Source organism: Enterobacter sp. 04-C-12-SI-ECC (assembly GCF_047530715.1).
Lineage (GTDB): Bacteria > Pseudomonadota > Gammaproteobacteria > Enterobacterales > Enterobacteriaceae > Enterobacter > Enterobacter bugandensis.
In genome coordinates, this window is sequence record NZ_JBLKDI010000004.1 from 121,857 (window position 1) to 138,165 (window position 16,309).

The window sequence follows — 16,309 nt, forward strand, 5'->3', positions numbered from 1 at the left end:
AACCGATGAAAAAAGTACTCACGCTCTCGCTGCTGGCTCTCGCTGTTTCACATGGTGCGGCAGCAGCGAACTACGCGCTCAATAACGACAATATTGCCCTCTCGTTTGATGATGCAAATGCAGCGGTGGTAGTGAAGGACAGCAAGGCTAACCATCCGCTCACGCCGCAGGAGCTGTTCTTTCTGACGCTGCCGGATGAGACAAAAATCCACACCGCTGATTTCACCATCAAGCACGTCGAAAAGCGGGACAACGCGATTGTCATCGACTTTACCCATCCGGACTTTAACGTAACGGTGAAGCTGAATCTGGTGAAGGGGAAATACGCCAGCATCGACTACACCGTTGCCGCAGTCGGCCAGCCGCGAGACGTGGCGAAAATCACCTTCTTCCCGACGAAAAAGCAGTCACAGGCACCGTATGTTGACGGGGCGATCAACAGCTCGCCGATCGTTGCTGATTCGTTCTTTATTCTTCCAGATAAACCGATCGTGAATACTTACGCCTATGAAGCGACGACCAACCTCAACGTAGAGTTAAAAACGCCGATTCAGCCCGCAACGCCGGTCAGCTATACCACATACTTCGGTACCTTCCCGGAAATCAGCCAGCTGCGCCGCAGCGTAAACCAGTTTATTAATGCCGTGCGTCCGCGTCCGTATAAGCCCTACCTGCACTACAACAGCTGGATGGATATTGGCTTCTTTACCCCCTATTCCGAACAGGACGTGCTGGGGCGGATGGATGAATGGAATAAGGAATTTATCGCCGGACGCGGCGTGGCGCTGGACGCCTTCCTGCTGGACGATGGCTGGGACGACCTGACCGGGCGCTGGCTGTTTGGCCCGGCATTCGGCAACGGTTTTGGCAAGGTACGGGAAAAAGCCGACAGCCTGCACAGCTCGGTGGGACTATGGCTCTCACCGTGGGGAGGGTATAACAAACCGCGTGACGTTCGCGTCTCGCATGCAAAAGAGTATGGGTTCGAAACCGTCGACGGGAAGCTGGCCCTGTCAGGGCCTAACTACTTTAAAAACTTCAATGAGCAGATCGTTAAGCTTATCAAGAACGAGCATATTACCTCATTCAAGCTGGACGGGATGGGTAACGCCAACGCGCATATCCCGGGCAGCCCGTTCGCCTCGGATTTTGACGCCTCCATCGCTCTGCTGCATAACATGCGCAGCGCCAACCCGAATCTGTTTATCAACCTGACGACCGGCACCAACGCCAGTCCGTCCTGGCTGTTCTATGCGGATTCCATCTGGCGTCAGGGTGATGACATCAACCTGTACGGTCCCGGCACGCCGGTGCAGCAGTGGATGACCTACCGCGATGCCGAAACGTACCGCTCCATTGTGCGCAAAGGCCCGCTGTTTCCGCTGAACTCGCTGATGTATCACGGCATCGTCAGCGCTGAGAATGCCTATTACGGGCTGGAGAAGGTGCAAACGGACAGTGATTTTGCCGATCAGGTCTGGAGCTACTTCGCCACCGGCACCCAGTTGCAGGAACTGTATATCACCCCTTCAATGCTGAACAAGGCGAAATGGGATACACTGGCGCAGGCCGCAAAATGGTCGCGTGACAATGCCAGCGTGCTGGTGGATACGCACTGGATTGGCGGAGACCCGACGGCGCTGCAGGTTTACGGCTGGGCTTCGTGGAGTAAAGAGAAAGCCATACTCGGCTTGCGTAACCCGTCGGATAAGCCGCAAAGCTACTACCTGGATTTGACGCGAGATTTCGAAATCCCGACAGGAGACGCGGTGCAGTTTAGTCTGAAAGGGATGTATGGCCGTAATTCAACCGTACCGGAGGCGTACAAAAACGCCGTGGTGATTACGCTGCAACCGCTGGAAATGCTGGTGTTTGAGGCGATACCAGGTAAATAAGTCGTGTTCAGCTGGCAGGTTATGCCATGACCTGCCAGCTTCCGCCTTTCCTTGCCCCGATGCGTTTCAATTTACCTTTTGTTTGCAAAGAATGGAGATATCGCTCCGCGGTACGGGAAGTCACGCCCAGTACAGAGGCCAACATTACCGCAGTCAATTGCGGTTGAACGGTAAGAAGCTCAAGGATTGCCTTTTCTTTTTCCGACAATTCTTCCGACATTTTTTCCGACATGACGGACGACATACTGATTCCTTCCCGCAACGCTTCCGCCATATTTTGCAGCATGAATTCAACAAATACCGTGCAATCACTGGCCCGATCGCACTGCCCTAAAATCTGGTAATAGCGCGCTTGCTGGAAGTGAATGAGTGTCTCAACGGGCAGCCATGCCAGTTCTGCGCGCCACTGGCTTAAGATCAACGTTTGCCACAGCCGCCCCATGCGGCCATTTCCGTCCGAAAAGGGATGAATAAACTCAAACTCGTAATGAAATACTGAACTGGCAATCAGCGGATGAAGATCGGTTTGCTTAAGCCAGGTGAGAAGCTCGCCGATAAGGCGATTTATCTGCGAGGCTGGCGGAGCCATGTGAACTAACTGATTTCCACGATATACCCCTACACCGCCATTCCTGAGCTTGCCGGGTTGTTCGACCAGCCCAATCATTAATAATCGGTGCGCACTCAGTAAGTCATTGAGCTTCCAGGGCTTCCATTCGGGCAACTTCTCATATGCCAGGATAGCGTTGCGTACTTCCTGAATATCTTTTTCGGGAGCAAGCACGCGCTTGCCCTCCATAATTGCCGTCACCTGGCCTGTCGTCAGCGAGTTGTGTTCAATCGCTAACGAGGCCTGAATAGTTCGAATACGGTTCTCTTTACGGAGAAGCGGAGATGTTCGACCTGAATGTGCCGCCCAATGTCCTAATAGCTCACCAATCTCAACCACCTGATTGAGGATAAAGGGTGTGATGGTAAAAGGAGGCTGATAGCGGCTCATTTGGCTTACTCCCCCTGCTGCTCCAGCGCATACTTATACAGCGCATTTTTCTTCACGCCGTGAATCTCTGCTGCTAATGCCGCCGCTTTCTTCAGCGGCAGTTCGGCCTGCAGCAAGGCCAGCGTGCGCAGCGCATCAGCAGGCAGGGCATCCTCTTCCGCCCTATGCCCTTCGACAATCAGCACCATTTCGCCTTTGCGGCGGTTTTCGTCTTCCTTCACCCACGCCAGCAGTTCACCGACTGGCGCGCCGTGAATGGTTTCCCAGGTTTTGGTCAGCTCGCGCGCCAGCACCACGTAGCGGCCTTCCCCCCAGACGGTCACCATATCTTCCAGGCTTTCCAGCAGGCGGTGAGTGGATTCGTAGAAGATCAGGGTGCGCGGTTCCGCTTCCAGCTCTTTTAAGACGTCGCGGCGGCCTTTAGATTTGGCAGGGAGGAAGCCTTCATAGCAGAAACGGTCAGACGGCAAACCTGCGGCGCTCAATGCAGCAATAGCGGCGCACGGTCCCGGCAGCGGCACAACGCGAATCCCGGCTTCGCGACAGGTGCGCACCAGATGGTAGCCAGGATCGTTAATCAGCGGCGTCCCGGCGTCAGAGACCAGCGCGATGTTCTGCCCCTCTTTGAGCTTCGCCACCAGCGTTTCGGCTTTTTGTTGCTCATTGTGATCGTGCAGGGCAAACAAACGGGCGTTAATCGCGAAATGTTGCAGAAGTAAACCGGTGTGTCGGGTGTCTTCAGCGGCAATTAAATCAACAGCTTGCAATACGTTCAGCGCACGTTGGGTAATATCAGACAAATTCCCGATAGGAGTAGGTACAATATAAAGCTGGCCTTGAGAATTATCTGCCGTTTCGTGTTGTTTCATTGTTTCGTCCGTATTGCCGATTTAATATTGAGCATTGCGTAAAAAAATCACTGGATACAGTATGGTACCGTTAACGTTTCTTCGAAAAAAAGCCACGCGCAGCGTGCCGCTGCTGCTCGCAGCCCTGATTTTTGCAGGCTGTGGCACCCAGGCACCTGACCAGAGCACCGCCCATCTTCAGGGCTCCGCTCAGGCTGATTCTGGCTTTTATCTGCAACAAATGTCGCAGAGTACAAATGATACCAGGATCAACTGGCAATTACTCGCCATTCGTGCACTGCTGAAAGAGGGCAAAACCCAGCAGGCTGCCGAGCTGTTCGGCCAACTGCCGAAAGAGCTTAACGATACTCAGCAACTTGAGCAGAGCCTGCTCTCTGCCGAGCTGAAGGTCGCGCAGAAAGATTATGATGGCGCGAAAAAGATCCTGGGGGGCATCGACCTGAGCGCGCTGGATAAAAACCAGCAGGCGCGCTTCTGGCAGGCAGGCATTACCGCTGAACAGGGGCGCCCTTCCCTGACGCTCCTGCGTGCCTTGATTGCCCAGGAGCCGCTGCTCGCCGGTGCCGACAAGCAGAAAAACATTGATGCCACCTGGCAGGCGCTTGCCTCGATGACCCAGGATCAGGCAAAGGCGCTGGTCATTAATGCGGACGAAAACGTGCTTCAGGGCTGGCTTGATCTGCAGCAGATGTGGTTTAACAACCGCAGCGATCCAAAAATGCTGAAAGCCGGTATTACCGACTGGCAGACCCGTTACCCGCAGAACCCGGGCGCAAAAATGCTGCCAACCCAGCTGGTGAATGTGCAGAACTTTAAGCCTGCGTCGACAAGCAAAATTGCGCTGCTTCTGCCGCTGAATGGCCAGGCGGCAGTGTTTGGCCGTACGATTCAACAGGGCTTTGAAGCAGCGAAAAACGGCACCACGCCGGTAACGGGCAGTGCGGTTCCGGTGCAGGCAGCGCAGGCGGCCAACGTGAACGACGTTGTCAGCCCCTCTGCCGCCGAGACCAGTGACCTGACCACCGCACAAACCCCGGCGCAGGGTACAATGCAAAACCCGGTTACCGCACCGACTACCCCTCCAGCGACTGCCGCACCGGCAGCACAGGCTCCGGCTGAGGCACAAGCGACGCCTGCACCAGAGGCTACGGCAGAACAGCCTCAACAGCCGCCTGCACAACCTACCGCTCAACCTGCAGCACAGCCGCAGGCCGTTGCAGCTACCAGCGCCAACCCGGGCGCTGAATTGAAAATCTACGACACCAGTTCGAAGCCGCTTGACCAGGTGCTGGCGCAGGTTCAGCAGGACGGGGCAAGCATCGTTGTCGGCCCGCTGCTGAAAAATAACGTGGAAGAGCTGATGAAGAGCAATACCACGCTGAACGTACTGGCGCTCAACCAGCCGGAACAGGTTCAGAACCGGGCCAATATTTGCTACTTCGCACTCTCTCCGGAAGATGAAGCCCGCGATGCGGCGCGTCATATCCACGAGCAGGGTAAACAGGCCCCGCTGCTGCTGATCCCACGCAGTACGCTGGGCGATCGCGTGGCTAATGCTTTTGCCGATGAATGGCAGAAGCTGGGCGGCGGCATCGTGCTGCAGCAGAAATTCGGTTCCGTCTCTGAACTGCGTGCGGGCGTTAACGGTGGAGCGGGTATCGCGCTTAACGGCAGTCCGGTTTCCGCCAGCCTGCCGCAGCAGCAGAGCGTGACCATTGGCGGCCTGACCATCCCTGCCCCGCCAACCGACGCTCAGATAAGCGGTGGTGGTAAAGTGGATGCGGCCTATATCGTTGCCACGCCGCAGGAGATCGCCTTTATCAAGCCGATGATCGCGATGCGTAACGGCAGCCAGAGCGGCGCAACGCTCTACGCCAGCTCCCGCAGCGCACAGGGCACCGCAGGCCCGGATTTCCGTCTGGAAATGGACGGCCTGCAGTACAGCGAAATCCCGATGCTGGCGGGCAGCAACCCGGCGCTGATGCAGCAGGCGCTAAGCTCCGTACGTAACGACTACTCTCTGGCGCGTCTGTATGCGATGGGTGTTGATGCGTGGGCGCTGGCAAACCACTTTACCCAGATGCGTCAGGTACCGGGCTTTGAGCTTAACGGCAACACCGGCGATCTGACCGCCACTCAGGACTGTGTGATTAACAGGAAGTTATCATGGCTCAAATACCAGCAGGGGCAAATCGTCCCGGCCAGTTAAGCCGTAAAGAGACCGGCGATGCGTGGGAGTTAAAAGCGCGTCGCTGGCTCGAAGGCAAAGGACTGCGCTTTATCGCCGCTAACGTCCGCGGGCGCGGCGGCGAAATTGATCTGATCATGAAAGACGGTCAGGTGATTGTGTTTGTAGAAGTCCGCTTTCGACAGTCTTCCCGTTTTGGCGGTGCTGCCGCCAGCGTGACGCTCGCCAAACAACATAAATTATTACAGACTGCCCACTTGTGGCTTGCCCGCCATAATGGGAGCTTTGATACTGTGGATTGCCGTTTCGATGTGATAGCCTTCACCGGAAATGAGATCGAATGGCTTAAAAACGCTTTTGGCGAAGACGCATAATTAAGATTTAAAAGGGATAACGTGCTCGAAAGAATTAAAGTGTGCTTCACAGAAAGCATCCAGACTCAGATTGCCGCGGCGGAAGCCCTTCCGGACGCGATCTCTCGCGCTGCAATGACGCTGGTGCAATCCCTGCTTAACGGCAACAAAATCCTCTGTTGTGGCAACGGAACCTCAGCCGCCAACGCACAGCATTTTGCTGCCAGCATGATTAACCGTTTTGAAACCGAACGCCCGAGTTTACCTGCCATTGCACTTAATACCGATAATGTGGTCTTAACAGCGATTGCTAACGATCGTCTGCATGACGAAATTTACGCAAAGCAGGTGCGCGCCCTGGGGCATGCTGGCGATGTGCTGCTGGCGATCTCCACGCGCGGCAACAGCCGGGACATCGTCAAAGCCGTTGAAGCCGCCGTTACCCGCGACATGACCATCGTCGCCTTAACCGGCTATGACGGCGGTGAGCTGGCGGGTCTGCTCGGGCCGCAGGATGTGGAAATCCGCATTCCGTCTCACCGTAGCGCACGTATCCAGGAGATGCATATGCTCACGGTGAACTGCTTATGCGATTTGATCGATAACACGCTTTTCCCTCACCAGGATGATTAAGGAGTTTTTATGAAGGCTTTATCGACCCTCGCAGTCCTTATGTCTGCATTACTGCTTCAGGGATGTATTGCTGCGGCCGTTGTGGGTACTGCCGCAGTAGGCACCAAAGCGGCGACCGATCCGCGCTCTGTGGGAACGCAGGTGGATGACGGTACGCTGGAGCTGCGGGTCAACAGTGCGCTGTCGAAAGACGAACAAATCAAGAAAGAAGCGCGTATCAACGTGACGGCCTATCAGGGCAAAGTCCTGCTGACGGGTCAGGCACCGAATACCGAACTCTCCAGTCGCGCGAAGCAGATCGCAATGGGCGTTGAGGGCACCACGGAAGTCTTCAATGAAATCCGCCAGGGTCAGCCAATCAGCCTGGGCACCGCGTCGTCTGACACCTGGATCACCACCAAAGTCCGCTCCCAGCTGCTGGGTTCAGACCAGGTGAAATCCTCAAACGTAAAAGTAACGACCGAAAACGGTGAAGTGTTCCTGCTGGGTCTGGTGACCGATCGTGAAGGGAAAGCGGCGGCGGATATCGCCAGCCGGGTGAGCGGCGTGAAGCACGTCACCACCGCGTTTACCTACATTAAGTAATCCACGTCTGACTAAAGGCCCGGTAGGCGCGAGCGCCACCGGGCTTTTTTTACATCAACGCAATACTCCCCACCATCACTCCGCTCAACGCCACCAGCCCCGCCGTCAGCCACAGCGCTTTCGCCGGGAAAGACTTACGCAGCATGATGAGCGACGGCAGGCTGATTGCCGGCAAGGTGATAAGCAGCGCCAGCGCCGGTGCGGTACCCATACCGGCCAGCATCATGGTCTGGACAATCGGAATTTCTGCCGCCGTGGGGATCACAAACAGGCAGCCTGCAACGGCCATCGCAATCACCCACATCAGCGTGTTGTCGATTGCGCCATCCGCATGCGGGAAGAGCCAGACGCGCGCCGCGCCCAGAACCAGTACCGCCAGGATATAGACCGGAATGGTGCTCCAGAAAAGCTGCCACAACGCCTTACTCCAGCGAGTAAAGAAACCGCCCTGCGGTTCGCTGACGTCCAGTTCAACGGCTGCGGGTTCGACGGCAGTATCCTTCACCAGTTTTTGTACCAGCGTCGCCACCACCAGCACCGTCAGCAGCCCTGCAACCAGACGGATAGCGGCAAAATGCCAGCCGAGCACAAAGCCCATAAACACCAGCGTCGCCGGGTTGAGCAGCGGGTTCCCCATCCAGAATGCCAGCGCACCGCCCATGGATACGCGCTGGCGGCGCATACCCGCCGCTACCGGTGCGGCACAGCAGGAGCACATCATGCCCGGCAGAGAGAAAATCGTCCCCAGCAGCGTGCCCTGAAAGCGCGGCTGCCCGAGTGTTTTCACCAGCCAGTTTCGCGGAATAAGTACCTGAATCAGCGATCCCAGGATTACCCCTAAGACGGCAGCTTTCCACACCGCCAGGAAGTAGACCATGGCGTAATCCCATGCCGCCTTCAGCGGGCTGGCATCAGCCTGAGCGAGTATAGATTTACCGATGCTGTGCGTTTCGGCGGCGGTGAAGGCTTTGCCGTAGTACGGCTGCCATTTCACATACCAGAGGCCAATGATGACCACGAGAAAGAAGAGTGCGGGCTTCCACCATTGGACAGGTGTTGCCGCCTGAGATGAAGACTGACCAGTCATACCATTCCCCGGAGAGTGTTATTTAATAAGCCGGAGAAGTTTACGCCTCGCCCTGCGCGATTTCACGCAGTTTTGCCGAAGGGATGATATTGACGCCCTCCTGCGACGGTGCCAGCCCCTCTTTCAGCATCGCCTGCGCGACGTCCCGTGCCTCGATGGACTTCCAGTTACCCGGCAGGATGCGAAACAGCGGGGCGAAGAAGGATTCGTTAAAACGCCGTTCGTCGCGGTGGCCCATTAGCATGGAAGGCCGCACGATTGTCAGGCGCTCCCACTTCTGCGCAATCAGCGCCTCTTCCATTTTGCCCTTCACCTGATTGTAAAAAAACGGTGAGCCGGTGCTGGCGCCGTGCGAGCTCACCACCAGGAAATGTTTTGCCCCCAGCTTTTTCGCCGTCAGGGCGGTATCCACCACCAGCGTGTAGTCCGCATGGATGAACGCTTCTTTACTGCCCGCCTCACGCCGCGTCGTGCCCAGGCAGCAAAAGGCGATATCTATAGGATCCTGCACCTGCGCCAGCGCGTCGGTGAGCTGGGGATCGTGCGGGTTATAGACGCCGGTGATATCCAACAGCGGGCGGCGCGTCGGGGCGGCAATATAGTTGATATGCCGGTCCTGGATCAGCAGCCGCAGCAGATGTCCCCCCACCAGCCCGGTTGCGCCGGTAATCAGTACCTGACTCATCTTATCCCCTTTACAGAATTGTCCGTTTGCGATCTGGACCTGCTCTACCACACTTAAAAGTCTGTTATCGGTAAGTATTTACCACAAACGGGAAAAAAACAGTCTGAAGCGAAAACAACGGAGGAAGCATGGGTAAAAAAATCGCAGTCTTGATTACCGACGAGTTTGAAGATTCAGAATTTACGTCGCCAGCTGAGGCATTCCGCAAGGCAGGCCACGAGGTCATCACCATTGAGAAAGAAGCGGGTAAAACCGTGAAGGGCCACAAGGGCGAAGCCAGCGTGACCATCGACGAGTCCATCGATAACGTCAGCCCGTCAGATTTCGACGCCCTGCTGTTACCGGGCGGCCATTCACCGGATTCCCTGCGCGGGGACGAGCGTTTCGTCACCTTTACCCGTGACTTCGTCGGCACCGGCAAGCCGGTTTTTGCCATCTGCCACGGCCCGCAGCTGCTGATCAGCGCTGAAGTGGTCCGCGGGCGTAAGCTTACGGCGGTGAAACCGATCGTTATCGATCTGAAAAACGCAGGGGCCGAGTTTTACGATCAGGAGGTGGTCAACGATAACGACCAGCTGATCACCAGCCGTACGCCGGACGATCTCCCGGCGTTTAACCGCGAAGCGCTACGCCTGCTCGGCGCGTAGCCAGTGAAGCTTTTTGCCAAAGCCCAGGGTGTTGTCGGTAAATTTCAGCTCATCAACGCGGATTTCCCACACCGGGGCTTTTAGCGCAGCAGCAACCGGGAAGCGGCGCGTGTAGCGTTTACGCTGTGCGTCGCTTTCTTCACCTTCCAGACGACGAATCTCACCTTTGAACTGCACGCCGCGGATCAGCGCGACGGTTTTGGGCTGGCCGTTGACCGTGCCCGCCACTTTTGCCTGCTGGCCGGTCATCTGGGCATGCCGCGTTTTGTCCTCACTCATGACGTAAAAAGCGACGCGTTCAGGATCGTAGTGGTAAAAGGCGTTGGCGCACCACATTTCGCCCTCGCTATATACGCACCAGGTCACGACGTGCTGTTTCGCCAGCCAGCGGTTAATGGCGGCCAGTGTTTCCATTTTCGTTCTCTCTCATGCTATGGTGCGTTCACCTTAACATACTGAATCTGTTTACCGTGTGCTGGTTTCTCTATCTTGTCCGAACCGCTGATAACGCACTCTACACCGGGATCACCACCGATGTGGCGCGGCGTTTTTTACAACATCAAACGGGGAAAGGGGCAAAAGCGCTGCGGGGGAAAGGCGAACTGCAGCTGGCTTTTTCTGCCGCCGTGGGGGACAGATCGCTGGCACTCAGGCTGGAGTACCGTATTAAGCAGCTAACGAAGCGCCAGAAGGAGCGCCTCGTGACCGGAGACGGCTCCTTTGAGGCGCTACGCGAGAGCCTGATTAAAAGCGATTAAAATGGTCGTGGTAGTCCACCAGACCATTTACGCCGTTCAGGGCATCATCCGCCAGGCGATGCACCTGGAAGGCGGATTCGGTACCCGGCCAGCGGCAGCGAAGATCGTAATGCGCGGCCTGCTCGAAGCCTAAACGGCCATAGAACGCCGGATCGCCCAGCGTGACCACGGCGGCATAACCAAACTCATTCAGCGAGTCCAGCCCTTCATAGACCAGCTGGCGCGCCAGGCCCTGCCCGCGGTAGTTTTCATCTACCGCCAGCGGTGCCATGCCCACCCACTGAAGATCTTCACCCTGAACGATCACCGGGCTGAAGGCAACATAGCCGACAACCTGACCTTCGTCATCGGTGGCAACCAGCCCCAGCGTGATCAGGCCGTCTTCACGGAGATCGTGGACCAGTTGGGCTTCCGCATCGCTCTCAAAAGCGCGGCGTAATAACGCATCGATACCCGGTGCATCAATCCCTATTTCGACTCGAATCAGCATGGCTCACCTACTGAAGTGTGTTTACTGTCCGGCGGGGATTTCAGCCCCGCCTCAACGAAATCTGCCATTTGCATCAACATCACGCGCAGCGCTTTCGGCATCTGCTCCAGCTCAATGGCATCCATTAAATTCTTAACGTACAGGCCAAGCTCCGTGTCGCCCTCAATCACCAGACGGCGCTGGAAGAAGAGTGTGTCCGGGTCCTGCTTACGCGCGGCAATCATCAGCAGGTCGCTGGCGTTGGCGCTAAAGCTCACGTCCGCCTCGGCAGACTCACGAACGATCAGCTGGTCGTTCTCCACGGAGGTAAACCAGCGCAGCCCGATGTCACGCACCTCAATGCTTAACCAGCGCCCTTCCAGAAACTCCAGCTCGCCATCCTGCAGCGCCTGACGGAACTGCCAGCTCAGAACCTGCTCCAGCACCTGGCGTTTAAGCGCGAACGGCGCCAGCCTGACCGGCACGCTCAGCATTGATGGACCGAATTGTACGAGACGTGAACGCAGTTTATCCAGCACGAGCTTTACTCCCTGATAGCTATAGTCCCGCTATTTTGCCACATCCGTTCCAGAACATAGCGGCGTAAATCAACAAACCATCGTCGGACGTACCCCATTATTGGTGCCATCAATACGCCATTAGCTGCCTTAAATCAAAAATTGTCGCGTATGGGTTAATTAAAATCCCAGCTCGTTAACAATTTTGCTATCGACTACATCAGGATAATTTATGGAGCTGCTCTGCCCTGCCGGAAACCTTCCGGCGCTTAAGGCGGCCATCGAGAATGGGGCCGATGCGGTCTATATCGGGCTGAAGGATGACACCAACGCCCGCCATTTTGCTGGCCTTAACTTTACGGAGAAAAAGCTTCAGGAAGCCGTTAACTTCGTTCATCAGCACCGCCGCAAGCTGCATATTGCCATCAACACGTTTGCCCACCCTGACGGCTACGCCCGCTGGCAGCGCGCGGTGGATATGGCAGCACAGCTGGGCGCCGATGCGTTAATCCTGGCCGACCTCGCCATGCTTGAGTATGCGGCAGAACGCTATCCGCATATTGAGCGCCACGTCTCTGTTCAGGCATCTGCCACCAACGAAGAGGCGGTGCGTTTTTACCATCAACACTTTGACGTCGCCCGCGTGGTGCTGCCGCGCGTGCTCTCTATTCATCAGGTTAAGCAACTCGCGCGCGTCACGCCAGTGCCGCTGGAGGTTTTTGCCTTTGGTAGTCTGTGCATCATGGCCGAAGGCCGTTGCTATCTTTCTTCTTACTTAACCGGTGAATCGCCGAATACCGTCGGGGCCTGCTCCCCTGCCCGCTTCGTCCGCTGGCAGCAGACCCCACAGGGGCTGGAGTCGCGTCTGAATGAAGTTCTGATCGACCGCTATCAGGACGGTGAAAACGCGGGTTATCCGACGCTGTGCAAAGGCCGCTACCTGGTCGACGGCGAGCGCTACCACGCGCTGGAAGAGCCCACCAGCCTTAACACGCTGGAGCTGCTGCCGGAGCTGCTGGCCGCCAATATTGCCTCGGTGAAAATTGAAGGTCGCCAGCGCAGTCCGGCATATGTGAGCCAGGTGGCGAAAGTGTGGCGTCAGGCCATCGACCGCTGCATGGCGGACCCGCAGAACTACGCCCCACAGGCGGCGTGGATGGAGACGCTCGGATCGATGTCCGAAGGCACGCAAACCACGCTGGGCGCGTATCACCGTAAATGGCAGTGAGATAACCATGAAATATTCATTAGGGCCGGTGCTCTACTACTGGCCAAAAGAGACGCTGGAAGATTTTTACCAACAGGCCGCCACCAGCAGCGCCGATGTAATTTACCTCGGTGAAGCAGTATGCAGCAAACGCCGCGCCACCAAAGTGGGCGACTGGCTGGAGATGGCGAAAAGCCTGGCCGGGAGCGGCAAGCAGGTGGTGCTGTCAACGCTCGCGCTGGTGCAGGCTTCGTCCGAACTGGGCGAGCTGAAGCGCTACGTCGAAAACGGTGAGTTTCTGCTGGAAGCGAGCGACCTGGGGGTAGTGAACATGTGCGCCGAACGCAGGCTGCCGTTTGTCGCAGGCCATGCGCTGAACTGCTATAACGCCGTCACCCTGCGCCTGCTGCTCAAACAGGGAATGACCCGCTGGTGCATGCCGGTGGAGCTCTCCCGTGACTGGCTGGCAAACCTGCTGAATCAGTGCGACGAGCTGGGCATTCGCCATCAGTTCGAAGTGGAAGTGCTGAGCTACGGTCATCTGCCGCTGGCCTACTCTGCCCGCTGCTTCACCGCGCGCTCGGAAGACCGCCCGAAAGATGAATGTGAAACCTGCTGCATCAAGTACCCGAACGGGCGCAGCATGCTGTCGCAGGAGAACCAGCAGGTGTTTGTCCTGAACGGCATTCAGACCATGAGCGGTTACGTCTATAACCTCGGCAACGAGCTGGCGTCGATGGACGGACTGGTGGACATGGTGCGTCTGTCGCCGCTGGATACCAGCGTTTTCGCGATGCTGGACGCCTTCCGCGCCAACGAAAACGGCGCGTCGCCGCTGCCGCTGACGGCAAACAGCGACTGCAACGGTTACTGGAAACGTCTGGCCGGGCTGGAACTTCAGGCCTAAAAAAGGCTCACTTTGTTAACAACGGTTATCATTTTTTAATGCAGTATTAAAGATTGACCGTCGACAAAGTGAGCTGTTATGACTGACAAAACCATTCCGTTTTCGGTGCTGGATCTGGCGCCGATCCCACAAGGCTCCTCGGCAAGAGAAGCCTTCACGCACTCTCTCGAGCTCGCTCAGCTGGCTGAAAAGCGTGGCTATCACCGCTACTGGCTGGCAGAACATCACAACATGGTCGGCATAGCCAGCGCCGCTACATCGGTGCTGATTGGCTACCTGGCAGCGAATACCACCACTTTACACCTTGGCTCCGGTGGCGTGATGCTGCCGAACCACGCCCCGCTGGTGATAGCCGAGCAGTTCGGGACGCTGAATACCCTCTATCCGGGCCGTATTGACCTGGGGCTTGGCCGCGCGCCGGGGAGCGACCAGCCGACCATGCGCGCCCTGCGCCGCCATATGAGCGGCGATATCGATAACTTCCCGCGCGACGTGGCGGAACTGGTGGACTGGTTCGACGCGCGCGATCCGAACCCGCACGTGCGCCCGGTGCCGGGCTATGGCGAGAAGATCCCGGTGTGGCTGTTAGGCTCGAGCCTGTATAGCGCGCAGCTCGCCGCGCAGCTGGGGCTGCCGTTCGCGTTCGCCTCCCACTTCGCGCCGGATATGCTGCATCAGGCGCTGCACCTCTACCGTACGAACTTCAAACCGTCCGAGCGTCTGGAGAAGCCGTACGCGATGGTGTGTATTAACATCATTGCCGCTGACAGCAATCGCGACGCGGAATTCCTGTTTACCTCTATGCAGCAGGCGTTTGTGAAGCTGCGCCGCGGCGAGACGGGCCAGTTGCCGCCTCCGGTGGAAAATATGCATCAGCTGTGGTCGGCCTCCGAGCAGTATGGCGTGCAGCAGGCGTTGAGCATGTCGCTGGTGGGTGATAAGGCAAAAGTGCGTCACGGGCTGGAAGCAGTGCTGCGTGAAACGCAGGCGGATGAAATTATGGTCAACGGCCAGATTTTCGATCACCAGGCGCGTTTGCATTCGTTTGACCTGGCGATGCAGGTGAAAGAAGAATTGGTGGGGTAGTTTTTTGCCGGATGGCGGCTTCGCCTTATCCGGCCTACGCGGTCCCTGTAGGCCCGGTGAGCGTAGCGCCACCGGGCAATGTGTTTACTGGTACACAGGCAACAGGTTAAAGCTCGACAGCACGTGGACCAGCGCGTTACCCACCCCAAATACCAGGATCAGCGCAATCATCGGTTTACCGCCCCAGACGCGGAATTTCGGGCTGCCGAAGCGTTTACGTGATTTACGTGCCAGCAGCGCTGGCACAATCGCCGCCCAGATGGTGGCCGCCAGCCCTGCATAGCCGATGGCGTACAGGAAACCGTTCGGCCACAGCAGACCGCCGACAATCGGCGGCAGGAAGGTCAGCAGCGCCGTCTTGAAACGCCCCATCGCAGAATCGTCAAAGCCAAACAGATCCGCCAGGTAGTCAAACAGGCCCAGCGTCACACCGAGGAATGAACTCGCCACCGCAAAGTTGGAGAAGACCACCAGCAGCAGATCCAGACTGCGGCTGTTCAGTACGCCGCTCAGAGCCTGCACCAGCACGTCAATGTTACCGCCCTTTTGCGCAATGCCGATAAACTCCGGGCGCGGGATGTTGCCCATCGTCCCGAGCAGCCAGATGACGTACAGCGCCAGCGCCAGCAGCGTGCCGTAGACCAGGCACTTCACGATGGTGCGCGGATCCTTGCCGTAGTACTTCATCAGGCTCGGCACGTTGCCGTGGTAGCCGAACGACGCCAGACAGAACGGCAGAGTCATTAGCAGATACGGCGTGTAGGAGGTATTAACTTCCGCAACGTTAAACAGCGTGGCGGGCGTAACGTGCCCCAGCAGGCTGCCGAAGGTCAGGAAGAAGGTGATGACCTTCGCGCCCAGCACAATCGCTGTCATGCGGCTCACCGCTTTGGTGCTCATCCAGACGATGAACGCCACGCCCATCGCAAAGAAGAGTCCCGCCAGACGCGCCGGAACGTTCAGCGACATCTCCGAAAAGGTGTGATGCAGAATCGAGCCGCTTGCTGAGATGTACGCGTAGGTCAGGATGTAGAGCACAAATGCGATGGAAAGGCCGTTCACCAGGTTCCAGCCTTTGCCCAGCAGATCTTTGGTGATGGTGTCGAAGCTGGAGCCAATGCGGTAGTTCAGGTTCGCTTCAAGGATCATCAGGCCGGAATGCAGCATGCAGAACCAGGTGAACACCAGCGCGGCCAGCGACCAGAAGAACCACGCACCGGACATGACCACGGGCAGGGAAAACATCCCGGCACCTATAATGGTTCCGCCGATGATCACCACGCCGCCAAGCAGCGAAGGTGACGTTTGTGTGGTGGTTAGTGTCGCCATACAGCCTTTTCTCCAGTTAATCATGCGGTTCTGCATTTTAGTGCGATGCACTGTACCAGTACAAGAGTACAAAGGGAATAAAAAAAGCCCCGA

General features: G+C 57.1%; 18 protein-coding genes. 10 read left to right on the forward strand and 8 right to left on the reverse strand.

Annotated features, from left to right (window positions below; translation table 11 throughout):
* The first annotated feature begins 5 nt into the window (after positions 1-5).
* Entirely contained in the window at positions 6-1,895 is a 1,890-nt protein-coding gene (locus ACMWL8_RS09005) for an enterotoxin (protein WP_045260085.1), read from the forward strand.
* A gap of 19 nt (positions 1,896-1,914) precedes the next feature.
* On the opposite strand, the gene ACMWL8_RS09010 is transcribed toward ACMWL8_RS09005, so the two are convergent.
* Complete coding sequence (locus ACMWL8_RS09010; protein WP_045260084.1) at positions 1,915-2,895, reverse strand: Fic family protein; 981 nt, start codon at positions 2,893-2,895, stop codon at positions 1,915-1,917.
* 5 nt (positions 2,896-2,900) lie between these two features.
* A complete protein-coding gene (gene rsmI / locus ACMWL8_RS09015) occupies positions 2,901-3,764 on the reverse strand; it encodes a 16S rRNA (cytidine(1402)-2'-O)-methyltransferase (RefSeq protein WP_041907909.1) in 864 nt (287 codons plus the stop codon).
* A 61-nt stretch (positions 3,765-3,825) separates the two neighbouring features.
* Here rsmI and ACMWL8_RS09020 point away from each other — a divergent pair, with 61 nt between their 5' ends.
* From ACMWL8_RS09020 to dolP, 4 genes are read left to right on the forward strand one after another with little or no spacing between them, the layout of a single operon-like run.
* A complete protein-coding gene (locus tag ACMWL8_RS09020; protein WP_045260083.1) occupies positions 3,826-5,973 on the forward strand; it encodes a penicillin-binding protein activator in 2,148 nt (715 codons plus the stop codon).
* Positions 5,931-6,326 (forward strand): YraN family protein, encoded by a 396-nt coding sequence (locus ACMWL8_RS09025; RefSeq protein WP_028014533.1) that lies wholly within the window; start codon positions 5,931-5,933, stop codon positions 6,324-6,326. The genes ACMWL8_RS09020 and ACMWL8_RS09025 overlap by 43 nt, the downstream gene beginning before the upstream one ends.
* A 21-nt stretch (positions 6,327-6,347) precedes the next feature.
* Positions 6,348-6,938 carry a DnaA initiator-associating protein DiaA gene (gene diaA, locus ACMWL8_RS09030; protein WP_003861754.1) on the forward strand — a complete coding sequence of 197 codons (591 nt, stop codon included), beginning with the start codon at positions 6,348-6,350 and terminating at the stop codon, positions 6,936-6,938.
* A 9-nt stretch (positions 6,939-6,947) separates the two neighbouring features.
* A complete protein-coding gene (gene dolP / locus ACMWL8_RS09035; protein WP_028014534.1) occupies positions 6,948-7,523 on the forward strand; it encodes a division/outer membrane stress-associated lipid-binding lipoprotein in 576 nt (191 codons plus the stop codon).
* A gap of 49 nt (positions 7,524-7,572) precedes the next feature.
* On the opposite strand, the gene ACMWL8_RS09040 is transcribed toward dolP, so the two are convergent.
* Together ACMWL8_RS09040 and ACMWL8_RS09045 are read right to left on the reverse strand one after the other, a co-directional pair.
* Positions 7,573-8,610, reverse strand: coding sequence for a permease (locus ACMWL8_RS09040; protein ID WP_045260082.1), 1,038 nt, complete (start codon positions 8,608-8,610; stop codon positions 7,573-7,575).
* Between the two features lie 40 nt (positions 8,611-8,650).
* On the reverse strand, positions 8,651-9,295 hold the full coding sequence (locus tag ACMWL8_RS09045) for an NAD(P)H-binding protein (RefSeq protein WP_045260081.1): 645 nt from the start codon (positions 9,293-9,295) through the stop codon (positions 8,651-8,653).
* Positions 9,296-9,423: 128 nt separating this feature from the next.
* On the opposite strand from ACMWL8_RS09045, the gene ACMWL8_RS09050 reads away from it, so the two are divergent.
* Positions 9,424-9,942, forward strand: a complete 519-nt coding sequence (locus ACMWL8_RS09050; protein WP_028014537.1) for a type 1 glutamine amidotransferase domain-containing protein — start codon at positions 9,424-9,426, stop codon at positions 9,940-9,942.
* Here the strand turns inward: ACMWL8_RS09050 and ACMWL8_RS09055 are convergent.
* Positions 9,922-10,356 carry a YhbP family protein gene (locus tag ACMWL8_RS09055; RefSeq protein WP_045260080.1) on the reverse strand — a complete coding sequence of 145 codons (435 nt, stop codon included), beginning with the start codon at positions 10,354-10,356 and terminating at the stop codon, positions 9,922-9,924. The genes ACMWL8_RS09050 and ACMWL8_RS09055 overlap by 21 nt on opposite strands.
* A 14-nt stretch (positions 10,357-10,370) precedes the next feature.
* Between ACMWL8_RS09055 and ACMWL8_RS09060 the strand changes: the two genes are divergently transcribed.
* Positions 10,371-10,700, forward strand: a complete 330-nt coding sequence (locus tag ACMWL8_RS09060) for a GIY-YIG nuclease family protein (protein WP_045260079.1) — start codon at positions 10,371-10,373, stop codon at positions 10,698-10,700.
* Here ACMWL8_RS09060 and ACMWL8_RS09065 read toward each other — a convergent pair.
* Positions 10,687-11,190, reverse strand: coding sequence for a GNAT family N-acetyltransferase (locus ACMWL8_RS09065; RefSeq protein ID WP_028014540.1), 504 nt, complete (start codon positions 11,188-11,190; stop codon positions 10,687-10,689). The genes ACMWL8_RS09060 and ACMWL8_RS09065 overlap by 14 nt on opposite strands.
* Positions 11,184-11,708, reverse strand: a complete 525-nt coding sequence (gene ubiT / locus ACMWL8_RS09070) for a ubiquinone anaerobic biosynthesis accessory factor UbiT (protein ID WP_028014541.1) — start codon at positions 11,706-11,708, stop codon at positions 11,184-11,186. Before ubiT ends, ACMWL8_RS09065 begins: the two co-directional genes overlap by 7 nt.
* A gap of 211 nt (positions 11,709-11,919) precedes the next feature.
* On the opposite strand from ubiT, the gene ubiU reads away from it, so the two are divergent.
* The 3 genes from ubiU to ACMWL8_RS09085 all read left to right on the forward strand — a co-directional run bounded on the left by ubiU (position 11,920) and on the right by ACMWL8_RS09085 (position 14,887).
* Complete coding sequence (gene ubiU, locus ACMWL8_RS09075; protein WP_014885366.1) at positions 11,920-12,915, forward strand: ubiquinone anaerobic biosynthesis protein UbiU; 996 nt, start codon at positions 11,920-11,922, stop codon at positions 12,913-12,915.
* 7 nt (positions 12,916-12,922) lie between these two features.
* Entirely contained in the window at positions 12,923-13,801 is an 879-nt protein-coding gene (locus tag ACMWL8_RS09080) for a U32 family peptidase (protein WP_028014542.1), read from the forward strand.
* A gap of 78 nt (positions 13,802-13,879) precedes the next feature.
* A complete protein-coding gene (locus ACMWL8_RS09085; protein WP_045260078.1) occupies positions 13,880-14,887 on the forward strand; it encodes a luciferase-like monooxygenase in 1,008 nt (335 codons plus the stop codon).
* Between the two features lie 84 nt (positions 14,888-14,971).
* Here the strand turns inward: ACMWL8_RS09085 and mtr are convergent, their stop codons facing one another.
* The gene (gene mtr, locus ACMWL8_RS09090) at positions 14,972-16,216 is read right to left on the reverse strand and encodes a tryptophan permease (RefSeq protein WP_045260155.1); all 1,245 of its coding nucleotides are present in this window, start codon (positions 16,214-16,216) and stop codon (positions 14,972-14,974) included.
* Positions 16,217-16,309 lie beyond the last annotated feature (93 nt).